The following is a 19,620-nucleotide window of genomic DNA, read 5'->3' on the forward strand; positions in this document are numbered from 1 at the left end:
CTACTTGGCCACGCGGTTCAGCCATTCGGCCAGGAGGGCCCGTTCCGCTGGAGACAGCATCAGGGGCGGGTCCTCCTCCAGCGCCACGCGCAACGCGATCGCGCGGCTCGGGATGTCGGTCGGCTCGTCCGGCAGCACGTCCGTCGTGATCGCCCTGATCACCTGCTCGCGCGAGAACGTGATCAGCTCCAGATCCCGTTCCTCCTCCGGCGTCGCGATCAACGACAGCACGACGCCCATTCCCGCCGCGTGCACGAACTGCGCGGCCTGCTCGACCGGGACCGTCAACCGGCCCACCGCCGCGATGCGGCTGATGATCTCGCGGAGCATCGCGTCCGCCTCCAGCCGCGCCTCACGCTTGCGCGGCTCGCCGTACATCAGCAGGTAGAACGCGGGCCGCGCCAGGCCGAACCCGATGTGCAGCTCCCAGCCGCGGCGCAGGTCGTCGACCGGGTTGTCGCTGGCGCCCATCGCGTGCTTGGTCGCGAGGTAGTCGGAGAAGCCGTACGCGGCGACGGCGTCGAGCAGGCCGTCCTTGTCCCCGAACAGCCGGTACAGCGTCGGCGCCTGCACGCCCGCCGCGGACGCCACCGCGCGGGTGGAGACGGCCTCCTTGCCGCCGTCGATCAGCAGCTCGGCCGCGGCCTTCACCAACCGCTCCCTCGTGTCCATGTAGCGACGATAACACATGACAGGTAGCGGTGATTCGATATCAGTGCTACGTTGATTGCGTTATCGACGGAAACAGCAGCTAGGAGCACTGTCATGACTCGCGTTGCGATCGTCACCGGCGGATCGAGGGGCATCGGACGGGCAGCCGCCGAGCGTCTCGCCGCGGACGGAACGGCCGTCGTCATCGTGTACGCCGGCAACAAGACGGAGGCCGACTCGGCCGTCGAGGGCATCAGGGCGGCCAGCGGCCAGGCCGTCGCCGCACAGGCCGACGTCGCGGACGAGGTGGCCGTCGCCGCCGCGTTCGACCTGGCGGAGCAGACCTTCGGCGGCGTGGACGTCGTCGTGAACTCCGCCGGGATCATGCCGCTCGGCACAGTCGCGGACATGGACCTCGAGGTGTTCGACCGGGTCCAGCGCACCAACGGGCGCGGCACGTTCGTCGTGGCCCAGCAGGCCGCGCGCAGGGTGCGTGACGGCGGCGCGATCATCAACGTCTCGTCGTCGGTCGTGGGCCTGCGCTTCCCCCGGTACGGCGCCTACGCGATGTCCAAGGGCGGCGTCGAGGCGCTGACGCTGGTCCTCGCCCGCGAGCTGCGCGGCCGCGACATCACCGTGAACGTCGTCGCGCCCGGCCCCACCGCCACGGCCCTGTTCCTGGAGGGCAAGGACGAGGCCACGATCGACACCCTCGCGAAGCAGGCGCCGCTCGAGCGCATCGGCTCACCCGGCGACATCGCCGAGGTCATCTCCTTCCTCGCGGGCCCGGCCCGCTGGATCAACGGCCAGACCATTCGTGCGAACGGAGGCATCATCTGATGGGCAGGATCATCGTCGTCACGGGAGCGTCCAGCGGTTTCGGCGCCCTGGCGGTGCGGGCACTGGCGCGCGCCGGGCACACCGTCTACGCGGGCATGCGTGAGACCACCGGCCGCAACGCCCCGGCCGTCGCCGAGCTCGGTGCGTTCGGTGCCGAGAACGGCGTCGACGTCCATGCCGTCGAGCTCGACGTGCAGTCGCAACCGTCGGCCGACGCGGCGATCGAGCTGATCGTCGCCGAGCAGGGACGGCTGGACGTCGTCGTGCACAACGCAGGCCACATGGTCACCGGCCCGGCTGAGGCGTTCACACCGGAGCAGTACGCGGCTTTGTACGACATCAACGTCCTCGGCACCCAACGCGTCAACCGCGCCGCCCTGCCGCACCTGCGCTCACAGCGCTCCGGACACGTCGTGTGGGTGGGTTCCTCGTCGACGCGCGGCGGCACTCCCCCGTACCTCGCGCCGTACTTCGCGGCCAAGGCGGCGATGGACGCGGTCGCGGTCTCCTACCGCGCGGAGCTGCTGCGGTTCGGCATCGAGACCACGATCGTCGTGCCGGGAGCGTTCACCCACGGCACCAACCACTTCGCGCACAGCGGCAGCCCGGCCGACGGCGAGGTCGCCGCCGCGTACGAGGAGCTCTATCCCGGCCTCATGGACCAGGTCGGTGCCCGCCTCGCCGAATTGGAGCCCGCCTGGGCATCAGCTTCAGCTGTCGCTGAAGCAATCGTGGGCGTCGTGAACGCTTCGAGGCCGCCGTTCCGCGTGCACGTCGACCCGTCCGACGACGGCGCGGAGGTCGTGAACAAGGTTGCGGACCGCGTGCGCAGCGAGTTCCTGCGGCGGGTCGAGCTCGCCGACCTGATCTGACAGCCCATGAAGAACGAGGACACTGTTGCGGACCGCGTGCGCAGCGAGTTCCTGCGGCGGGTCGAGCTCGCCGACCTGATCTAGCGAGCGGCGAGGAGCGCGGACACGGTGACGAACCGGAACCCGCGTTCCTTCAGCTTCTGGATGATCGGCTTGAGGGCCAGCCGAGTCTGGTCGCGGCCCGCGTACATCGGGTGGAGCAGGATGATCGAGCCCGGCTTGGTCCGCTGCAGGACGTCCTGCTCGATCTGTTGCGCGGTGGGCGTTCCCGCGGAGTCCGGCTCGACGTCCCACATGATCGTCTTGCGATCGTGCTCGCTGAGGTAGTGCGGCAACGCGAAGAGCTTCTTGCCGTTGGGCGGCCGGAAGTGGATGTCACCGCGGTAGCCGGTCTCGCGGATCTTCGTGTCGGTGTCCTCGATCTCCCTGGCCACCGTGGACGGCAGCACGCCGACCATCCGCTGGTGGTTGTACGTGTGGTTGCCGATCTCGTGTCCGGCCACGGCGATCTTCCTGCCGAGCTCGGGGTACGTGGCGAGGTCGCGGCCCATGAGGAAGAACGTGGCCTGGACCTGCTGCTCCGCCAGCGTGTCGAGGACGTACCGGCCGCCGGCGGGGTGGGGGCCGTCGTCGAACGTCAGCGCGACGACCTTGTCGGTGGTCTCGACGCGGTCGACCAGCTCACCGAAGAACTGGAAGGTGCGGGAGCTGCTGACGTTCCACAGCGTCACTGCGGCGGTCAGCACGACGACGAGACCGACCGCGGTGATGATCGTCGGCTTGCGGCGCAACCACTTCATGCACCCACTATGGCCAATGAAGATCTTCCGACGCGCAGCACCCCGTCGTCGAGCGGCACGCACCGGATGCCGCCCTTGCCCCGCAACGCCTTGAACGCGCCCGGCGCGATGACCGCGTCCATCCAGGCGCACGGGTTCGCCGGCCGATGAACCTCGAACCGCACACCGTCGAGGCTGAACACGGTGCCACGCGGGAGTGAGTCCACGTCGAACCCGCGCACCACCACGTTGCGCCGCGCCACCAACGGGTCCACCGGCCACGGGTCGAGCGACTCGGCCGCGATCATCGTGACCGCCGCGTTGCGGTGGGCGGGGTGGTTGTAATAGCGGTCGCCGACGATTCCCAACCCCGCCCGCAATTCCACCTGGTCACGCGAAACAGGCCCGGGATCGGGACGAGGGCCGTCCGACGGACGGCCCTCGTAGGCGTGCACGGGTGAGACGTGCAGCGCGACGATCTCTACCTCTCGCCGAGCTGCCATTCCGGCCTCACGTAGTGGCACGTGTAACCGTTGGGGTACCGCTCCAGGTAGTCCTGGTGCTCAGGCTCGGCCTCCCAGAAGTCCGACGCCTGCGTCACCTCGGTGACGACCTTGCCCGGCCACTTCCCGGAGGCGTCGACGTCCGCGATCGTCTCCTCCGCGACCTTCTTCTGCGCATCGTCGGTGTAGAAGATCGCCGAACGGTAGCTGGCGCCGATGTCGTTGCCCTGGCGGTTGCGGGTCGACGGGTCGTGGATCTGGAAGAAGAACTCCAGGATCTGCCGGTAGCTCAGCTGGGCCGGGTCGAACACGATCTCGATCGCCTCGGCGTGGTTGCCGTGGCGGCGGTACGTGGCGTTGGGCGTGCTGGGGTCGCCGGTGTAGCCGACGCGGGTGGAGACGACTCCGGGGTGGCGGCGGAACAGGTCCTGCATGCCCCAGAAGCAGCCGCCCGCGAGAACAGCCTTCTCCGTCACAGTGGTTCTCCTCTGTTCGGTGTTCATTCAGGAGAACGTTCGGTCTCTGCCGGTTCATCCCCGTCGAGTTGTGACGTATCCATTACGGGCACTGACCTGGCCTCGATGACCTCACCCAGGTAGCGCACCACGACTGCCACCGCCGCGGCAACCGGTACGGAGAAGAACGCGCCCGCGATGCCGTACAGCGACGTGCCCGCAGTGACGACGAGCAGCACGACCGCCGCGTGCAGGCGCAGGCTGCGCGACTGCAGGATGGGCTGCAGCACGTTGCCCTCGACCTGCTGCACCACGATGACGATCACCAGCATGATGATCGCCGTGGTCAGACCGTTGCTGACCAACGCGACCAGCACGGCCAGCGCGCCGGCGATGAACGCGCCGACGATCGGGATGAAGCCGCCGAGGAACGTGAGCGCCGCCAGCGGAATCGCCAGCGGGACGCCGAGGATGACCAGTCCGAGGCCGATGAAGACCGCGTCGATCAGCGACACGACGGCCTGGCTGCGGATGAAGCTGCCGAGCGTGACCCAGACCCGCTCCAGCACGGTGGTGACGTGGCCGCCCGCGCGCTCACCGATCACGCCGCGCAGCCACGGCGTGAACCGGGAGCCGTCCTTGACGAAGAAGAACGCCAGCAGCAGCGCGACCAGCCCGGTCACGACGCCGGACGTCACCGCGCCCGCACCGGTCAGCAGCCCGCTGGCGATCGACCCGATGCTCGACTTGACCTGCTCCACGCCCTGGGCGATCAGGCGGTCGAGGTCCGTGTCGCGCAGGTTGAGCGGCGGCCCACCGGCCCAGTCCTGCAGCTGCGTGATGGCCCGCTGCGCGCTCTGGGCGATCTCCGGCACACCGGACGCGATCGACGACGAGATCGCCGCGATCACCCCGACCAGCACCGCCAGCCCGAGGACCAGCACGATCGTGGCCGCCAGCGCGGAGTTCAGCCCCTTGGACATGAGCCACCGGGCAGGCGGCCACAGCACCGTGGTGATCAGCAGGCCGAGCAGCACGGGCATGACGACCACCCAGAGCTTCCCGACCAGCCAGAACACCATCCAGAAGCCGAGCACGGCCAGTGCCGTCCGCAGACTCCACCGCGCGAGCCAGCTCACGCCGTGCCCGATGGCCTCACCCTTGTCCGCCCACCTGCGTTCCCGTTCCACGCGCACAGTCTGTCGTGATCTAGCCCGAACGGGTGGCAGACATGCGGCAGCGTTACGACTTCGAGCCGCGCGGCCCCCCAGAACGCGTCCTCCTCGGCGGGGTCGGCGGTGAACAGCCACACCTCCACCACCTTGCCGCCGGCGACGCGCATCACGTCGACGCCGACCCCGTCCATCTCGGCCCCCGACCGCTTGCCGGTCCAGTGCACGGACGCCGCCACGACGTCACCGTTCACCATCAACGGAGCGTTGCGCCGCAACGAAAAGGTGCCCTCGGACACGCTCATCATCCCGCCGATCATCGCGCCGACGGCCTCGCTGCCGCGGTGGACGCCGGAGAACTGGTTGTCGCCCGGCTGGTGCCACACGACGTCGTCGGCGAACTGGGCGGCGACGGTGGCGAAGTCACCGGACTCGAGGGCCTCGAAGTAGGTGGTGATGACGGCGAGCGGGGTGGTCATGGCTTCTCCTTTTCGCTGGTGTTGCCCTATGCTCACCTTTGGTAACCAATTACCTCAACGTAACTAACGGACGGATGTGCGCCATGTCACAACCTTGGGTCGTGCCGGCTTGGAACGTGCTTGCGGCGACCTGCCCCTCGCGCACGAGCCTCGCCCGCATCGCGAACAAGTGGACGGCGATGGCGGTAGCGGTGCTGGGCAACGGACGTCTGCGATTCGGTGATCTGAAGACGCAGCTCGAGGGCATCAGCGGCAAGGTGCTGACGGAGACCCTCAGGGACCTGGAGCGCGACGGGCTGGTGACGCGGCACGTGCACGCCGAGGTCCCGCCGCGGGTCGAGTACGAGCTGACGCCGCTCGGGCTGACGCTGCACGAGCCGTTGCTGGCGTTGTGCCGGTGGGCGGAGGAGCACATCGCCGAGGTGCTGGAGAACCGCGAGAACTACGACGCCCGATAGGCGGCCGAGGTGGACCGCGAGCGCGTCCACCACTTCTCAAGCAGGTGTGAGCACGCCGTCGACGTCCGGCATCACCGAGCCGCGGATCATCCCCCGCACCACCGGCAGCCCCGACAGCCGGAAGGCCAGGTCGCGCAACGAGATCCGCCACCGCGACGACGGCGCCATCCAACCGATGAACCGCCGCCCGAACTCCTGGGTGTGCTCCACGGCGGGCTTCATCCGCGCCTGGTAGCGGTCGAACGCGCCCTCGAAGCCACCGGAGAGCTCTTCCGCCAGAACACAAGCGCCCGTCATCGCGAGCGACGCGCCGTGACCCGCGAACAGCGAGACCGCCCCGCACGCGTCACCGACCAGTACGACCTTGCCGCGGTGCCATGTCGGCATGTCCACTTGGGACACCTCGTCGTAGTAGATGTCCTTTGGCACAACGGAAAGCAATGACGGCGCCACCCAGCCGAGGTCGCCGAACCGGTCGCGCAGCGCCGCCGCCGGGTCCGTCGGCAAGGCCTGTGACGAGGAGCGGTACAGCATCAGCGCCGCCATCGCCCCGTCGCGCACCACGTAGCAGCCGATCATCCGGTGCGGCACGGTCAGCATCTGGTAGCGGTAGCCGATCCGGGCGCTCAGAGAGGCGTCCTGGAACGAGAACGCCGCCGTGTGGTGCCCGAGATACCGCACGAACTGCGACGACGGGCCGAACACCAGCTCACGGACCCGCGAGTGCACTCCGTCCGCACCGACGACCAGGTCGAACGACTCGCGAGAACCGTCCGAGAACGTCACGGCACCGTCATCGATCTCAGAAACCGTTGTGCCATAACGGATCGGAGCCTGCACGTCGTCCCGGATCACCGACACCAGGTCGCCGCGCAGGAGGCTGATCACCCCGGACGCGACCGACTCGTAAGCCTCGGCGGAGATCGTGGCGCGCGAGCGGCCGCGGGCGTCCACGCTGGTCACCGACGAGATGGGTGCCCGCCGCGCCTCCAGGGCCGGCAGCAGGCCCATCCGCCGCGCCACCTCGTGGCCGGGGCCGAAGAAATCGATCATGTAGCCGCCCGCGCGGAACGACGGCGCCCTCTCCACGACCAGGACGTCCCAACCGGCACGTTCCAGCCACCACGCCGTCGCGAGCCCGGCTGTTCCCGCTCCCACCACCAACGCCCGTTGGGCGTTCGACTTAGGCATATGCCCAATCTAGCATCACGGGTGCATTTTGCGACTGCTCCGCCCGCCGCTCCACAGCCAGATCACGATCGCCGACGCCACCAGCACACCCAGGCCGATCAGGCCGTCCGGAACGCCGCCGACGTCCTGCTGCTGTTGCTGCTGCGAGGTGTTCTGACTGACGACCGGCGCCTGACGAGGAGGTGTCACGGGAGCGGCAGAGGAGGGTTGCGCCACCAGCGCCAGCGGGATCGCCTTGGTGTCGGAGAAGTCGACCATCCCGGTCGCTTCGAGCACCGTCATGTGGTCGAGCACGGTGTCCATGCACACCTTGGCGTAGTCGCGGATCGCGGTGTTGCGCGTGCCGGTGCGCACGCTCGCGAGGAACTTGTAGACACCGCCGTGCGCGGCGCGCAGCCGGTTCGCGAAGATCCGGTCGAACTCGGCACTGCGCGCGGGGGCGGCCTGCATCTCGTTCAACCAGCCCTGCTGGTCGGCGTTGGGCTGCGTGGGCAGGTCCACGCCCAGTGTCCGGGCGAGCTGGATGGTCCGCCGGTCCAGGTCGGCGTGACCATCGATCAGGTGCCGACCGGCCTCCTGCACCAGCGGGTTGGCCGACTTCTCCAGGCCCATCCGCCCGGCGGGGCCCTCCCACAACCCGGCGAGCGCCACCTTCTGCAACAGGTCGCGTCCGGCCGGCCCCATGGGTCCGAACTGGGTCTGGACGTAGTCGGGGCCCAGGTCCGGCTGCGCGAACGCGGACGGGGAGCCGAGCAACGCCATCAGCAGTGTGACGAGGAGTATCCGCATGCCGGGAGGTACGGACGGAGCAGGAAGCGCCGACCGTTGCACAGTGCAATGGTTATCGGTTCGTTACCGAAAGCGGGACCTGTAGAACTGACGGGTGAGCGATGTCGACGACCTGACCGACGCGGTCCTCACCGCGTCCCGCCTGCTGATCGCCGTGTCGGCGCGCTCGCTCGCGGCGGTCGAGGAAACGCTGACGTTGCCGCAGTTCAGAATGGTCGTGCTGCTGGAGGACCGCGGCCCGATGAGCCTCACCGCGCTCGCCGACCTCCTCGAGGTCAACCCGTCCACCGCCAAGCGCATGATCGACCGGCTGATCACGTCCGGCATGGTCGACCGCGAGCAGAACCCCTCCAGCAAACGCGAGGTCGTGGTGGTGGCCAGCGAGGAGGGCCGCCGGGTCGTCGGCCAGGTGATGGTGCGCCGGCGTGCCGAGATCAGCTCGATCGTGGCCCGCATGCCGGGACACCTGCGGCACGGCCTGGTCGAGGCGCTGACCGCGTTCACCGAGGCCGGGGGCGAACCGCGCTGGTCAGCCCGTGACGAGACGCCGGAACGGGGCCGCGACCACGCGGACGTCGACTGACTCGTCCAACGCGCGGTGCAGCACCAACCCGTCGATGGACGCTCCCAACAACAACGCCACCGCCTCGGCGTCACGAACGTCCGCGGCACGCAACCAGTCCGCCACGCGCTTGCGGAACTCCGCGACTAGCGACGACAGCCCGGCCCGCAGCGCGGGAAGCCGGTGCGCGGCCAGGAACGCCTCGGCCAGCAGCAACGACTCGGGGTCCGTGCCGGTGTAGCGCGCCAGCTCCTCCAGCATCCGCTCGATGCCGTCGGCGGGGTCCGCGAGCGACAGCGCCTGCGCCGACTCCTCCAGCACCTTCGCGGCGAACTGCAGGGCGGCCGTCGACAACAGCTCCTGCACCGAGGAGAAGTGGTAGTGCACGAGCGCCGCGTTGACGCCCGCCCGTTCGGCGACCAGCCGCGTGGTCACCGCACCCCAGCCGACCTCGCCCACCAGCCCGGCGGCGGCGTCGAGGAGCTGTTCACGGGTGCGGCGACCGCGGTCGGCTGACTTGGGCACGCGCCTAACTTACGGACGGGCGCCGAGCGAGTCCACGACCGCCGAGGTCACGGCGTAGGACTGGCGGACCGTGCCCTTCTCGAGCGCGCCCTTGTCGTCCGGCTGGTCCTCGGCGACGGTGTCCCTGCCGCCGATGAAGTCACCGTTCTCTGGGTCGATGATGATCTCGGTGAAGTCGTCGTAGTACTTGATGCCCAGCGCGACGCCTTCCTTGCCGTCGAGGTTCGCCTTCTTGTCGGTGACGACCAGTCCGGGCAGCAGCGCGAGCGCGCGGAAGATGTTCGCCCGCACCTCCGCGGGGAACTGGCCCGACCGCAGCGCCTCACGAGCCGACGTCAGCACACCCGAGTCGTCGGTCTGCCCCTCTTCCTTGAGCCTGGCGTACAGCTCCTTCGGGTCCTTCGGCAGCGAGGCGATGAACTCGGGCGTGGGGTTCGAGAAGGAGCCCGCGGTGCAGCGGTCCGGCTGGCCCTCGGCGTAGTAGGAGTACTTGCCGCACTTGCCGCGGAACTCCTGACCGTCCTTGAACGGGCCACCGTCCGGCTTGCCCTCGCCCTCGTGACCGTCCAGCCACTCCGGAGCCTGCACGCTGAACCTCAGCATCCACTCGTCGCGGCGGTCGGCGGGAATCCACTGCTCGGTGGCCTGCTCGCTCGAGTACGCCTTGGTCGAGCCCAGCTCCACGGTGATGCCGGCGTACCGGCTGCGCACGTACCGGTACTGACCGGGCGACAGGGGCCGTTCGACGACGCGGGACGCGAGGTCCGCGGCACGGATCAGCTCCTCGGCGGCGGTCGCGGAGTTGCTGCCGACGCCGGTGAGGTCGACGGTCGACGCGACCAGGCCACCACCGGTCAGCACGGCGACGGCGGCCGCGGCGGCGAGCCAACGGGTGCGGTGGCGCGGCCGGTGCCCTGCTCCGACGGCGGCGGGCAGCTCCGCGGGTTCCTCCGCACGTGCCTTGAGCGCCGCGGCCAACGCGGTCCTGCCCGCGGCGACGTCGAAGTGGACGGGCTCGTCGGCGGCACGGGCCAGCGCGGCGTCGAGCACCCGGTCGAGGGTCTCGGGCTTGGTCGGCTCAGACATGGCGGTCCTCGGTGAAGTCGTGTTCGGTCGCGGCGAGGCGGGTGCGCAGCCGGGAGCGGCCGCGGTGCAGTCTGGTGCGCACGGTGGCCACCGGAACGTCGAGCGCCACGGCGATCTCGGCGGGCGTGAAGTCCGCCCACGCGTGCAGCAGCAGCACCTCGCGTTCCTCGACGCGCAGCTCGGCGAGCCACGCGGTGAGCGGTCCCGCGAGCACGTCCGCGTCCGCCGCGGCGCTCACCCGGTCACCGATGTCCGCCTCGTCCGTGCGCGCGGCGTGGGCCTTGCTCCACGCACGCAACTTGCGCTCCTCCGCGCGCACGTGCCCGCGCAAGAGATTCGTCGCCACGCCGTAAAGCCACGCACGCACGGCATCGGCTTCATAGGCCTGTCCCGCGCGTTGGTCCCACAGCACCAGGAACGCCTCGGACACGACGTCCTGCGCGGTGTCGGCACCGACTCTCCTGGCCACGTAACGGTGCAACCGCTCGGCCGTCGACTCGTACAGGGTGAGCAGCGCTGCCTCATCGAGCACGGCGGGCGCCTCTTCGGGTGTCAGCGCCACTGGCGCCACGTCGCTTCGCACACCCCTACCTGGCCGCAGGCCCCAGGAGCGTTCCCGGCGTGTGCTCACCGCCACATGGTGGAGGCTGTGATCAGATCTCGCTCGGGAACGGGTGGCGTGCGGCGAACTCGGACGCCGTCATCCCGAACAGCACCACGTCGTGGTGGCGTCCCGCGTGGAACTCGTGGTCGCGCAGCCTGCCCTCTTCGGTGAAACCGAGCTTGCGCTGAAACGCGAGAGAGGGTTCGTTGAACGCCCACACGCTCGCCTCGCACTTGTGGAAGCGCCGCTCGCCGAACATGAAGTTCAGCAGCAGTGGCACCGCGTCCGATCCGTAGCCGCGTCCTTTGTGGTCACCACCGATGGCGATGCCGTACGAGAACCGTCCCGCGCGGTGGTCGATCAGCGCCGTCGACACCGACCCCACGAGCGCGCCGTCGGCCAGTGACTCGATCGCGAGCTGGAACGTGTCGTCCTCCGGCTTCTCGAGCGCCGTCTTCTCGGCCCACTCGCGTTGCCTCGCGGCCGAGCGCGGCGGGTAGATCTTGTCCATCCTCCGCATGTCCACGCTGTTCTCGACGATGCCGTGGAAGACCTCCCAGTCCTCCGGTTCCACGCCGCGGAGCCGTACGAGGTTCCCCACCCAGGATGAGCTCATGCCGTGATCAAACGACCACCCGATCGTGTCCGGCAACCGGATTACTACTATCTGCCCGGTGACCGCCTACGACGATCTTGAGCTCGACACGACGGTGCTGCCGGAACGCCAGCAGAAGATCCTCCTCGCCATCCGCGACTGGGTCGTCGAGCACGGCTACTCCCCCAGCACCCGCGAGATCGGCGAGGCGGTCGGGCTGAAGTCCTCGTCCAGCGTGTCGAAACACCTGTCGGCGTTGGAGGACAAGGGTTTCCTCAAGCGCGGCGCCTCCGTGACGCGGCCGATGGACGTGCGGGTCTTCCTGGACGGGACGGCGGTGCCCGGCCAGGTCTCCGAGGACTCGATCTCCGTGCCCGTCGTCGGTGACATCGCCGCCGGCACGCCGATCTCCGCCGTCGAGCACGTGGACGACGTGCTGAACCTGCCGCGTGGGCTGGTGGGCCGCGGCAGCAACGTGTTCGCGTTGCGCGTGCGCGGTGACTCGATGATCGACGCCGCGATCTGCGACGGCGACATGGTCGTGGTGCGGCAGACGCACGAGGCCTACAACGGGCAGATCGTCGCCGCCATGATCGAGGAGGAGGCGACGGTGAAGGTGTACCAGCGCCGGGGCGGCCACGTGTACCTCGAACCGCGCAACCCCGACTACCCGGTGATCGACGGCGACAAGGCCGTGATCCTCGGCATCGTCGTCTCGGTGCTCCGCAGCGTCTAAAGCACGCCCCAGTCGCGTGACCTGAGGTGCTCGACCACGAGGTCCGTGGCCGGAGTCGTGGCGCCACGCGTCACGACGTAGAGGGTGTTGAGCGGCGCGACCTCCGGGTGATGCAGCAGCTCGACGGCACCGGCGGTGAGCGCGGACTCGGTGAGGTAGCGCGGCAGTGCCGACACGCCCGCACCCGCGACCACCGCGGCCAAGGCCGCGCGCAGGTCCGGCACGACGACGGCGGTCGGGTTCTTCGGGCGCTCGCCGAACTCGCTGAGCCAGTACCGCCGGATGATGGGCAGGTCGTCGGAGTAGGCGACCAGCGGCAGGTGTTCGAGCGCTCGCGCCGGGTCTCGTGCGAGCAGCTCCTGGTCGACGGTCCTGGCCAGCAACGGTGGCCCGACCAGCAGGAACTCCTCGTCCGTCAGCGGTGCCGCGGTGAAGCCCTCGCCTGGCCGGACCGCGGACAGCACGACGTCGAGCTCGTCCGTCCTGAGCGCGGCGAGGAGATCGTTCGCGAGGCCGAGCGTGATCTCGAACCGGAGACCGCGCCGGGTCAGCGGAGCGAGCGCGGCCAGCCCTCGGACCGTCATGAACTCGGAGGCTCCCCCGACCCGCACCGTGGCCTCGACGGCCGGAGCGGGGTCGAGAGCGGTTCTGAGCTGGTCGATGTGCGATCCGACGCGGCGCGCGAGCTCGTCGGCCCTGGCCGTGGGCGTGACCCCGCGGCCGCCGCGGACGAACAGCGGTTCGCCGAGTTCCTTCTCCAACCTCGCGAGCTGGCCGCTCACCGCGGGCTGGGTGAGACCACGCCTGTTCGCCGCGGCCGTGATCGAGCCGCCCCGGTAGATCTCCAGGAACGTCGCGAGCAGATCGAGGTCTGTCAACTTCTCGGCCATAAGGCAGCTTATGGCTCAGCCGACACGTCCTGCGAATTCGTGATGGTATGGCGGACATGAAGAAGCTGCTGATGGTCGTGTCCGCCGCCGACTCGCTGACCCTGGCGGACGGCACGAGCCACCCCACGGGGTTCTGGGCCGAGGAGGTCGTCGAGTCGGTGCGCGTGCTGCGGGAAGCCGGCGTCGAGGTCACCCTGGCGACGCCCGGCGGCGCGTTGCCGACGGTCGACAAGGCGAGCCTGGACGGCCGGTTCGACGACGCCGTCACCGCACTGGAGGACCTGCGCACGCCCGTGACGCTGTCCGAGCTGGGCGCCGCCGGCTTCGACGCGATCTACCTGCCCGGCGGCCACGGCCCGATGGCGGACCTGGCGTCCGACCCGGCACTGGGTGCGTTGCTGGCGGACTTCCACGACGGCGGCAAGGTCGTCGCGGCGCTCTGCCACGGGCCGGCCGGCCTGCTGAGCGCGGTCCGCGCGGACGGCACGTTCGTGTTCGCCGGCAAGGAGATGACGGTGTTCAGCAACGAGGAGGAGCGCCAGGGCGGCCTGAACGTGCCCTACCTCGTCGCCGACCGGCTGGCGGAGCTCGGCGGACGCGTGACCACGGGTGAGCCGTGGTCGAGCACGGTCGTCGTGGACGGCACGCTCGTGACGGGCCAGAACCCGCAGTCCACCGTGGCCACGGCGGAGCGCGTCGCCTCGCTGCTGTCAGCGTAGGGACGCCGCGATCCGTTGCAGCAGAGCCGGTTCGTCGGCTTTGGTGACCGGCAGCTCGGACGGCGCGTTGTCCCAGTCGACGTGGTCGAGCGCCAGCACGGACTTCCGGTCGAAGTCCAGCGCACGGTCACCCAGTTCGGGTTCCAGGAGCTCGATCACGAGACCGGTGTTCACGGTGGTGCGTTCCGCGAGCAGCGCCGCGTCGTAGAGGTCCTTGGCCTGCGGGTAGCTGTCCGTGACGAGCCACTGGAGCTTCCAGGCGAGCGACAGCTCCTGACCGGCGGCGAGCAGGGTCGTGCCGGCGACCTCCACGGGCTCCGGGGCGATCGGCAGTTCCTCGTTGAACACCAGGTCGATCTGGACCGCACCGTCGGGCAGGCCGTCCACGGCGAACGGGAACACGATCCGCCGTCCGGGCACCCGCTCGTACGTCCAGATGTGCGAGGTCTCGGCCCCGCTCGCCCACACGCCGGGGCCGGGATCGTCCGCCACGGCGTCGACGATGTCGTCGATGAGCTGCTGCGCCCTCGGGCTCTCGAAGGCGAGGGACCGCGGGGTGACCACGAAGTCGAGGTCGCCGGGCTCCCGCGCGGCGTCGCCGAACCACGCCCGCATCACGACGCTGCCGCGCAGCACCAGGTTCTCGGCCCAGTCCGAGCTCCCGATCAGATTCAGGACGTGCGCCATCGCCTTCCTGCGCGCGTCGAGCCACCGCGCTCCCTCCGCCGGGTCGCCGAACCTCGGTTCACCGCCGCGGAAGGCGTGGGAGAACTGCTTGAGGGCGGGGTCGAACACCGCGCGTTGCGTGATGTCCTGGCCCGGCTTGATCTCCAGCGGGTGGAAGGTCGGGGGAAAGCCCCGCACCCAGCGCGGTGCCCGGCGCAGGCGTTCGTCGTGGCTGAGTCCGGTCTTGCCGTGGATCCAGCCGTTGTCGATGTGCAGCGCGTCGTCCTCGACGACGTACTCCTCCTCGACCTCCAGCACCTCGAACGCACTCAGGTCTTCGAGCAGCGCGTTCAACCGCTGCTTCGCCGTGGACCTGCCGACGCCGAAGCAGCGCTGGGTGACGAACCGCTGTTCCGTGCCGTCCTCGCTGATGCGGCGCGCGTTGCGGGAGACATGGGCGTCGTGCGATTCCATCGCCTTGTAGAGACCCATGTAGTAGTCGCGCCACGACCCGTGCAACCGCAGCTTCACGTGGTGTTCGAAGTACAGCGCGGGATCAGCGTCGTCGTCGGTCTGCGGCACGCCGTCGTTCCACGGCGCTGCCTCGATCTTCACCCGCACCAGGTGCAGCTCGGCCTCGAACAACCTCGCGCGCCAGCCGTCGGCGATCGCCCTGACCTCGTCGATCGTGCCCTTGGCACCGATCGTGAGCATCGGCTGCGACGGCACATCACCCCGCTCCAGCTCGATGTGCGTGAACTTGAGCCCGTGGCGCCCGGCGAACTCCCCCAGCTCGTCGACCTGCCACTCCGAGCCGGTCAGGTGCAACTCGAACTCACCCGCGAACATGATCTCCCCCTCTTCGAGGGCGATGACCTTAGCCGAGAACCACCTGCACCACGCACAACGAATAGAGCAGCAGCGCCGCCCGGTCCACTGGCGAGCTCACTTGCCTAAGCCGTGTCCGTTGCCGCCGACGACGGCGACCGCCTCCCCCGCCCTCACGGTGAAGGCCAGTGGTGAGAACACGGGGTCGTCGCCGTAGCTCTTGCGGACGTCCCGCACCTCCAGCATGTGATCAGCGCAATGGGAATAGCTCGGCCGCCCGTGCGTTAAGGTAGATGCAAACGCATGGAACTCAGATCGAAGGAGGCGGGGACCGTGCAGTTCGGAGTGTTCTCGGTGAGCGACATCACCAGGGACCCGGTCAGCGGCGAAACCCCCAGCGAGGCCGAGCGCATCGACGCCATCGTGCAGATCGCGGAGAAGGCCGAGGAGGTCGGGCTCGACGTGTTCGCGATCGGCGAGCACCACAACCCGCCGTTCTTCTCGTCCGCGCCCACCACGCTGCTCGCCCACATCGCGGCGAAGACGAAGAAGCTGATCGTCAGCACCGCGACGACGCTGATCACCACCAACGACCCGGTGCGCATCGCGGAGGAGTACGCGATGCTGCAGCACCTGGCCAAGGGCCGCATGGACCTGATGCTGGGCCGCGGCAACACCGCGCCGGTCTACCCGTGGTTCGGTCAGGACATCCGGCAGAGCCTGCCGCTGGCGCTGGAGAACTACAACCTCCTGCACCGGTTGTGGCGCGAGGACGTCGTGGACTGGGAAGGGAAGTTCCGCACGCCGTTGCAGGGCTTCACTTCCACGCCACGGCCGTTGGACGACGTGCCGCCGTTCGTGTGGCACGGCTCGATCCGCACGCCGGAGATCGCGGAGCAGGCCGCCTACTACGGCGACGGCTTCTTCGCGAACAACATCTTCTGGCCGAAAGAGCACTACATGCGGCTGATCAAGTTCTACCGCCAGCGGTACGCGCACTACGGCCACGGCACGGAGAAGCAGGCCGTCGTCGGCCTCGGTGGTCAGGCGTACATCGCCAAGCGGTCACAGGACGCGATCAAGGAGTTCCGCCCTTACTTCAACGAGGCCCCCGTCTACGGGCACGGCCCGAAGATGGAGGACTTCATGGAGATGACGCCTCTGTCGGTCGGCAGCCCGCAGGAGGTCATCGACAAGACGCTGACCTTCCGCGAGCACTTCGGCGACTACCAGCGCCAGATGTTCCTGATGGACCACGCGGGCCTTCCGTTGAAGACCGTGCTGAACCAGCTCGACCTGCTGGGCGAAGAGGTGGTTCCGGTGCTGCGCAAGGAGATCGAGTCGCGCCAGGACCCGGAGACCGCCAAGCCGCCGACGCACGCACTGCGCGTCAAGGAGAAGTACGGCGACAAGCCCGCGCGTCAGCCCAGGCCCAACGCCAACCGGGGCGACAACGTCACGGGTGGCTCGCCCTACCAGGACGCCGAGTAAGACCATGACCCGCGCGAACGAGGCGTGGGAGTCGCTCATGAAGGCCTACGCCGTGTTGATGAAGCAGTTCAACGCGGAGGACGTCTGGGGTGAGCTGACCATGCGGGAGTACGACGTGCTGTACCAGCTGTCCAAGTGCGACAGTCCGCTCAGGCTGAGCGAGCTGAACCGCCACGTGCTGCTGAGCCAGCCCGCTCTGTCCCGCATGGTCGACCGCCTGGTCGAACGCGGCCTGGTCGAACGGTGCCCGGACCAGGGCGACCGCCGGGGTGTGCGCCTGTCGCTCACCCCGGCGGGCCGCGAGACCCAGCGCGCCATCGGCCGCCCGCACGCCCGCAGCGTCACGCGCGCCCTGAGCGTGCTGACGCCAGAAGAGATCTCACAGCTAGCCGTGATCACCGGCAAACTGGCCGGAAACGAGGAGAAATGACCACACAGTTCCAGCTCGTGGTGGTGTCGGCCGGCACGAGCGACCCGTCGTCCACGCGCCTGCTCGCCGACCGCGTCGCCCAGCGCGTCGCCACGCTCGGCACCCAGAAGAAGCTCACCGTCGACGTCCAGACGATCGAGCTGCGCGAACTGGCCGGCGAGATGGCGAACGCCCTGGTGTCCAACCACATCGGCGCCCGTCTGCAGAAAGCGATCACCGCACTGCAGCACGCCGACGGCATCGTCGCGAGCACGCCGGTCTACAAGGCGGGCGCGAGCGGGCTGTTCACGTCGTTCTTCCAGATCCTCGACAACGACCTGCTGATCGCGAAGCCCGTCGTGCTGGCCGCCACTGCCGGAACCGCACGGCACGCGCTCGTGGTCGACGACCAGATGCGCGGCCTGTTCGCCTACCTGCGCACCGTCGTGGTGCCGACGTCGCTGTTCGCGGCGACCGAGGACTGGACGGACACCGGGCTGAACAAGCGCATCGACCGCGCCGCCCTCGAACTCGTGGCGCTCATGGCCGCCGGGTTCGAGAAGACGGTGCGCGACGAGTCGTGGGGGCGTTACCAGCACGAGTTCGGCAGTGCGGGCGGGACCGAGTTGTCGATCGACCTCGACTCCGACCTGATGCGGCTCGCTGCGGGCGGGGCGGCCAACTAGACGCCTGTCCTGCCCTCGGCAACAACCGCTCAATCGCCGCTCACCTCGACCCGCCTGGTACCTGATCAACGAATTGCCCGACAGGTTCTCGTCTGGTGTGACAGCACGGCTTCGCCGACCCGGCACATGCCCTCCTTCGTCGGGCGTGTGCCGGACCGAATTTCTGTGGTCACCTTGCTCGGGTGGTTGCGGGGCGTGGTTCAGTGCCGTGCGGTGGCCGCCGGTTGCGGTGGGGATTCTTAGGTGCGGGTTGCGAATTTTTCAGAATGGCGGTGGGTCGCCGAGTACTGGTTCGGGGTGGCGTTCGTAGTTTTTTCCTGCGGGGCTGCGGAAGCAGAATCTGCCGGGGTTTGGTTGGCTCACCTGCCAGGCCGTGCGGTGTTTGACGCGGTGGTGTCGGCGGCAGAACGCGCCCAGGTTCGCCGCCGAGGTCGAGCCGCGCGGGAACGGGACGGTGTGGTCGAGGTCGGATTCGTGCGAGGGGTGCATGCAGCCGGGGAAGCGGCAGGTCCGGTCGCGCATCCAGACGAAGCGGCGCAACGCTGCGGGTGGGCGGTAGGTGCTGGTGCCAAATTCCAGGGCCTCGCCGGTGGTCGGGTCGGTCAGCAGTCGTCGCCACGTGGCGTCTCCGGCGAGGTTGCGGGCCAGTTCGGCGGTGATCGGGCCGTAGCCAGCCAACTCGCCGGGCTGTGAGGACAAGCCCATCAGCGTGGCGGCTGAGACTGTCACGTACAGCTCGACTTTGACCGCGCTGGTCTTGTCGGGCGTGGCGAGCAGCAGGTCGGCGAACACGTCCGCGCGAACCTGATCCAGCGTGCGCGGATCGGACGGCGTGTGCGCCTGACGCGCGATCGCGTCGACCCGTGCCGAGCACGCGGCGGCCAGGTGGGCGGGCAGGAAAGCCCAGATCCGCGCCATGTCGTCCTCGACCGCGTCCAGGCCGGTGCAGCGTTGCTTCTTGCGTTCCTCAGCGCGCTCCCGGTGGCCTTCCGGGTCGACCTTCATCACCACGCGGCGCGTGAGCTGACGCATTTGTGCGCCGGTCTGGCCCGCGGCCTTGGCCAGCACGCGGGCCTCCACCTCGGCGGCCAAGTCGGCCGACAGCGGCATGGTCTGGTCGTGCAGCACGCGGGCCTTGTAGAAGTCGATCTCCCCCTTCTCCAGGGCATCGAGCGTCTGCGGCAGCCTGGACGCCAGGTCCAACGCCAGCGCGATCTGGTCGGTGGTCCAGCGCGACGTCCAGCGCATCGCCGCCGCGATCTCGGCGTCGAAGAACTCCTCGCCCTCACAGGCGATCGCGTAGTCCGCGAGCACGCGCAACGACTGCGCCTGGTGATAGGCAATCTGTTTGTGGTGATAATCGAGAGCATCGAGGACCTCGACCGCTTCCATGCCCCCAATTTTATTCGTGATCAAAAACCGCAAAGGGGGCTCAGGGCCTCACGATCGAGTGAAAACGCGGCGTTGATCGTCTAGCTTGAGTTTTAACCGGTTTGGTCGGGGTGTTGGTGGCTGGGCTCGGTTGTGTTGTGGTGCTTGTGTTTGCGTCTGTCTGCGCTGGTGACGATGTAGACGTTGTGGCGTGGTGCGGGGTGTTTGTTGGGTGTGCCCGCGGGGCGGCCGGGTCCGGGCCG

The 19,620-nt window shown here is 69.0% G+C and carries 25 protein-coding genes; 9 read left to right on the forward strand and 16 right to left on the reverse strand.

The genetic code is table 11. The features are described 5' to 3' along the window. The gene (locus ACFOWZ_RS02055) at positions 1 to 672 is read right to left on the reverse strand and encodes a TetR/AcrR family transcriptional regulator (RefSeq protein ID WP_156094298.1); all 672 of its coding nucleotides are present in this window, start codon (positions 670 to 672) and stop codon (positions 1 to 3) included. 93 nt (positions 673 to 765) lie between these two features. Between ACFOWZ_RS02055 and ACFOWZ_RS02060 the strand changes: the two genes are divergently transcribed. Beyond that, positions 766 to 1,491, forward strand: a complete 726-nt coding sequence (locus ACFOWZ_RS02060; RefSeq protein WP_382367708.1) for an SDR family oxidoreductase — start codon at positions 766 to 768, stop codon at positions 1,489 to 1,491. Continuing rightward, positions 1,491 to 2,363, forward strand: coding sequence for an SDR family NAD(P)-dependent oxidoreductase (locus ACFOWZ_RS02065; RefSeq protein ID WP_382367711.1), 873 nt, complete (start codon positions 1,491 to 1,493; stop codon positions 2,361 to 2,363). The genes ACFOWZ_RS02060 and ACFOWZ_RS02065 overlap by 1 nt, the downstream gene beginning before the upstream one ends. 80 nt (positions 2,364 to 2,443) lie before the next feature. Here ACFOWZ_RS02065 and ACFOWZ_RS02070 read toward each other — a convergent pair whose 3' ends face one another. From ACFOWZ_RS02070 to ACFOWZ_RS02090, 5 genes are read right to left on the reverse strand one after another with little or no spacing between them, the layout of a single operon-like run. After that, positions 2,444 to 3,163, reverse strand: a complete 720-nt coding sequence (locus tag ACFOWZ_RS02070; protein ID WP_382367714.1) for a polysaccharide deacetylase family protein — start codon at positions 3,161 to 3,163, stop codon at positions 2,444 to 2,446. Beyond that, on the reverse strand, positions 3,160 to 3,645 hold the full coding sequence (locus tag ACFOWZ_RS02075) for an MOSC domain-containing protein (RefSeq protein WP_382367717.1): 486 nt from the start codon (positions 3,643 to 3,645) through the stop codon (positions 3,160 to 3,162). The genes ACFOWZ_RS02070 and ACFOWZ_RS02075 overlap by 4 nt, the downstream gene beginning before the upstream one ends. Further along, positions 3,624 to 4,121 carry a peptide-methionine (S)-S-oxide reductase MsrA gene (gene msrA, locus ACFOWZ_RS02080; protein WP_382367720.1) on the reverse strand — a complete coding sequence of 166 codons (498 nt, stop codon included), beginning with the start codon at positions 4,119 to 4,121 and terminating at the stop codon, positions 3,624 to 3,626. Before msrA ends, ACFOWZ_RS02075 begins: the two co-directional genes overlap by 22 nt. Positions 4,122 to 4,144: 23 nt before the next feature. After that, positions 4,145 to 5,290 carry an AI-2E family transporter gene (locus ACFOWZ_RS02085; protein WP_382367723.1) on the reverse strand — a complete coding sequence of 382 codons (1,146 nt, stop codon included), beginning with the start codon at positions 5,288 to 5,290 and terminating at the stop codon, positions 4,145 to 4,147. Further along, the gene (locus tag ACFOWZ_RS02090; RefSeq protein WP_382367726.1) at positions 5,236 to 5,751 is read right to left on the reverse strand and encodes a nuclear transport factor 2 family protein; all 516 of its coding nucleotides are present in this window, start codon (positions 5,749 to 5,751) and stop codon (positions 5,236 to 5,238) included. Before ACFOWZ_RS02090 ends, ACFOWZ_RS02085 begins: the two co-directional genes overlap by 55 nt. Before the next feature lie 101 nt (positions 5,752 to 5,852). On the opposite strand from ACFOWZ_RS02090, the gene ACFOWZ_RS02095 reads away from it, so the two are divergent. After that, positions 5,853 to 6,209, forward strand: coding sequence for a winged helix-turn-helix transcriptional regulator (locus ACFOWZ_RS02095; RefSeq protein ID WP_382367729.1), 357 nt, complete (start codon positions 5,853 to 5,855; stop codon positions 6,207 to 6,209). A 36-nt stretch (positions 6,210 to 6,245) separates the two neighbouring features. Here the strand turns inward: ACFOWZ_RS02095 and ACFOWZ_RS02100 are convergent, their stop codons facing one another. Together ACFOWZ_RS02100 and ACFOWZ_RS02105 are read right to left on the reverse strand one after the other, a co-directional pair. Further along, positions 6,246 to 7,400, reverse strand: a complete 1,155-nt coding sequence (locus ACFOWZ_RS02100) for an FAD-dependent oxidoreductase (protein ID WP_382367732.1) — start codon at positions 7,398 to 7,400, stop codon at positions 6,246 to 6,248. Between the two features lie 15 nt (positions 7,401 to 7,415). Further along, the gene (locus ACFOWZ_RS02105) at positions 7,416 to 8,189 is read right to left on the reverse strand and encodes a DUF4142 domain-containing protein (RefSeq protein WP_382367735.1); all 774 of its coding nucleotides are present in this window, start codon (positions 8,187 to 8,189) and stop codon (positions 7,416 to 7,418) included. Between the two features lie 94 nt (positions 8,190 to 8,283). Between ACFOWZ_RS02105 and ACFOWZ_RS02110 the strand changes: the two genes are divergently transcribed. After that, a complete protein-coding gene (locus tag ACFOWZ_RS02110) occupies positions 8,284 to 8,772 on the forward strand; it encodes a MarR family winged helix-turn-helix transcriptional regulator (protein ID WP_382367738.1) in 489 nt (162 codons plus the stop codon). On the opposite strand, the gene ACFOWZ_RS02115 is transcribed toward ACFOWZ_RS02110, so the two are convergent. The 4 genes from ACFOWZ_RS02115 to ACFOWZ_RS02130 all read right to left on the reverse strand — a co-directional run bounded on the left by ACFOWZ_RS02115 (position 8,719) and on the right by ACFOWZ_RS02130 (position 11,582). After that, positions 8,719 to 9,276 carry a TetR/AcrR family transcriptional regulator gene (locus tag ACFOWZ_RS02115; protein WP_382367741.1) on the reverse strand — a complete coding sequence of 186 codons (558 nt, stop codon included), beginning with the start codon at positions 9,274 to 9,276 and terminating at the stop codon, positions 8,719 to 8,721. The genes ACFOWZ_RS02110 and ACFOWZ_RS02115 overlap by 54 nt on opposite strands. A gap of 9 nt (positions 9,277 to 9,285) precedes the next feature. Continuing rightward, positions 9,286 to 10,362, reverse strand: coding sequence for a CU044_5270 family protein (locus ACFOWZ_RS02120; protein WP_382367744.1), 1,077 nt, complete (start codon positions 10,360 to 10,362; stop codon positions 9,286 to 9,288). Then, entirely contained in the window at positions 10,355 to 10,945 is a 591-nt protein-coding gene (locus ACFOWZ_RS02125; RefSeq protein ID WP_382367747.1) for an RNA polymerase sigma factor, read from the reverse strand. Before ACFOWZ_RS02125 ends, ACFOWZ_RS02120 begins: the two co-directional genes overlap by 8 nt. Before the next feature lie 70 nt (positions 10,946 to 11,015). Next, positions 11,016 to 11,582, reverse strand: coding sequence for a GNAT family N-acetyltransferase (locus ACFOWZ_RS02130; RefSeq protein ID WP_382367750.1), 567 nt, complete (start codon positions 11,580 to 11,582; stop codon positions 11,016 to 11,018). 58 nt (positions 11,583 to 11,640) lie between these two features. Between ACFOWZ_RS02130 and lexA the strand changes: the two genes are divergently transcribed. Continuing rightward, the gene (gene lexA / locus ACFOWZ_RS02135) at positions 11,641 to 12,297 is read left to right on the forward strand and encodes a transcriptional repressor LexA (protein ID WP_030472431.1); all 657 of its coding nucleotides are present in this window, start codon (positions 11,641 to 11,643) and stop codon (positions 12,295 to 12,297) included. Here lexA and ACFOWZ_RS02140 read toward each other — a convergent pair. Beyond that, positions 12,294 to 13,187, reverse strand: a complete 894-nt coding sequence (locus ACFOWZ_RS02140; protein ID WP_382367753.1) for a LysR family transcriptional regulator — start codon at positions 13,185 to 13,187, stop codon at positions 12,294 to 12,296. The two genes, lexA and ACFOWZ_RS02140, sit on opposite strands and share 4 nt — an antisense overlap. 56 nt (positions 13,188 to 13,243) lie before the next feature. Here ACFOWZ_RS02140 and ACFOWZ_RS02145 point away from each other — a divergent pair, with 56 nt between their 5' ends. Next, positions 13,244 to 13,906, forward strand: a complete 663-nt coding sequence (locus ACFOWZ_RS02145) for a type 1 glutamine amidotransferase domain-containing protein (RefSeq protein ID WP_382367756.1) — start codon at positions 13,244 to 13,246, stop codon at positions 13,904 to 13,906. Here the strand turns inward: ACFOWZ_RS02145 and ACFOWZ_RS02150 are convergent. Continuing rightward, positions 13,898 to 15,421: a nucleotidyl transferase AbiEii/AbiGii toxin family protein gene (locus tag ACFOWZ_RS02150; protein WP_382367758.1), complete on the reverse strand. Its 1,524-nt coding sequence runs from the start codon at positions 15,419 to 15,421 to the stop codon at positions 13,898 to 13,900. The genes ACFOWZ_RS02145 and ACFOWZ_RS02150 overlap by 9 nt on opposite strands. Positions 15,422 to 15,517: 96 nt before the next feature. After that, a complete protein-coding gene (locus ACFOWZ_RS02155; RefSeq protein WP_382367761.1) occupies positions 15,518 to 15,646 on the reverse strand; it encodes a hypothetical protein in 129 nt (42 codons plus the stop codon). An 87-nt stretch (positions 15,647 to 15,733) separates the two neighbouring features. Here ACFOWZ_RS02155 and ACFOWZ_RS02160 point away from each other — a divergent pair, with 87 nt between their 5' ends. The 3 genes from ACFOWZ_RS02160 to ACFOWZ_RS02170 are packed head-to-tail and all read left to right on the forward strand — an operon-like array spanning position 15,734 to position 17,986. Then, positions 15,734 to 16,891: an LLM class flavin-dependent oxidoreductase gene (locus tag ACFOWZ_RS02160; RefSeq protein ID WP_030472437.1), complete on the forward strand. Its 1,158-nt coding sequence runs from the start codon at positions 15,734 to 15,736 to the stop codon at positions 16,889 to 16,891. Between the two features lie 4 nt (positions 16,892 to 16,895). After that, positions 16,896 to 17,321 carry a MarR family winged helix-turn-helix transcriptional regulator gene (locus ACFOWZ_RS02165; protein WP_382367764.1) on the forward strand — a complete coding sequence of 142 codons (426 nt, stop codon included), beginning with the start codon at positions 16,896 to 16,898 and terminating at the stop codon, positions 17,319 to 17,321. Further along, positions 17,318 to 17,986 carry a CE1759 family FMN reductase gene (locus tag ACFOWZ_RS02170; RefSeq protein ID WP_382367767.1) on the forward strand — a complete coding sequence of 223 codons (669 nt, stop codon included), beginning with the start codon at positions 17,318 to 17,320 and terminating at the stop codon, positions 17,984 to 17,986. The genes ACFOWZ_RS02165 and ACFOWZ_RS02170 overlap by 4 nt, the downstream gene beginning before the upstream one ends. 261 nt (positions 17,987 to 18,247) lie before the next feature. Here ACFOWZ_RS02170 and ACFOWZ_RS02175 read toward each other — a convergent pair whose 3' ends face one another. Further along, complete coding sequence (locus ACFOWZ_RS02175; protein ID WP_382367770.1) at positions 18,248 to 19,378, reverse strand: HNH endonuclease signature motif containing protein; 1,131 nt, start codon at positions 19,376 to 19,378, stop codon at positions 18,248 to 18,250. Positions 19,379 to 19,620 lie beyond the last annotated feature (242 nt).

The organism is Lentzea rhizosphaerae, assembly GCF_042649515.1.
GTDB lineage: Bacteria > Actinomycetota > Actinomycetes > Mycobacteriales > Pseudonocardiaceae > Lentzea > Lentzea aerocolonigenes.

Bases quoted from the DNA above. Each gene is read 5' to 3' on its own strand.
- ACFOWZ_RS02065 (WP_382367711.1), top strand. From the start codon at position 1,491: ATGGGCAGGATCATCGTCGTCACGGGAGCGTCCAGCGGTTTCGGCGCC.
- ACFOWZ_RS02140 (WP_382367753.1), bottom strand. From the start codon at position 13,187: ATGGCCGAGAAGTTGACAGACCTCGATCTGCTCGCGACGTTCCTGGAG.
- ACFOWZ_RS02145 (WP_382367756.1), top strand. From the start codon at position 13,244: ATGAAGAAGCTGCTGATGGTCGTGTCCGCCGCCGACTCGCTGACCCTG.
- ACFOWZ_RS02130 (WP_382367750.1), bottom strand. From the start codon at position 11,582: ATGAGCTCATCCTGGGTGGGGAACCTCGTACGGCTCCGCGGCGTGGAA.
- ACFOWZ_RS02120 (WP_382367744.1), bottom strand. From the start codon at position 10,362: ATGTCTGAGCCGACCAAGCCCGAGACCCTCGACCGGGTGCTCGACGCC.
- ACFOWZ_RS02075 (WP_382367717.1), bottom strand. From the start codon at position 3,645: ATGGCAGCTCGGCGAGAGGTAGAGATCGTCGCGCTGCACGTCTCACCC.
- ACFOWZ_RS02090 (WP_382367726.1), bottom strand. From the start codon at position 5,751: ATGACCACCCCGCTCGCCGTCATCACCACCTACTTCGAGGCCCTCGAG.
- ACFOWZ_RS02170 (WP_382367767.1), top strand. From the start codon at position 17,318: ATGACCACACAGTTCCAGCTCGTGGTGGTGTCGGCCGGCACGAGCGAC.
- ACFOWZ_RS02155 (WP_382367761.1), bottom strand. From the start codon at position 15,646: ATGCTGGAGGTGCGGGACGTCCGCAAGAGCTACGGCGACGACCCCGTG.
- ACFOWZ_RS02150 (WP_382367758.1), bottom strand. From the start codon at position 15,421: ATGTTCGCGGGTGAGTTCGAGTTGCACCTGACCGGCTCGGAGTGGCAG.
- ACFOWZ_RS02165 (WP_382367764.1), top strand. From the start codon at position 16,896: ATGACCCGCGCGAACGAGGCGTGGGAGTCGCTCATGAAGGCCTACGCC.
- ACFOWZ_RS02105 (WP_382367735.1), bottom strand. From the start codon at position 8,189: ATGCGGATACTCCTCGTCACACTGCTGATGGCGTTGCTCGGCTCCCCG.
- ACFOWZ_RS02055 (WP_156094298.1), bottom strand. From the start codon at position 672: ATGGACACGAGGGAGCGGTTGGTGAAGGCCGCGGCCGAGCTGCTGATC.
- ACFOWZ_RS02100 (WP_382367732.1), bottom strand. From the start codon at position 7,400: ATGCCTAAGTCGAACGCCCAACGGGCGTTGGTGGTGGGAGCGGGAACA.
- ACFOWZ_RS02060 (WP_382367708.1), top strand. From the start codon at position 766: ATGACTCGCGTTGCGATCGTCACCGGCGGATCGAGGGGCATCGGACGG.
- ACFOWZ_RS02070 (WP_382367714.1), bottom strand. From the start codon at position 3,163: ATGAAGTGGTTGCGCCGCAAGCCGACGATCATCACCGCGGTCGGTCTC.
- ACFOWZ_RS02175 (WP_382367770.1), bottom strand. From the start codon at position 19,378: ATGGAAGCGGTCGAGGTCCTCGATGCTCTCGATTATCACCACAAACAG.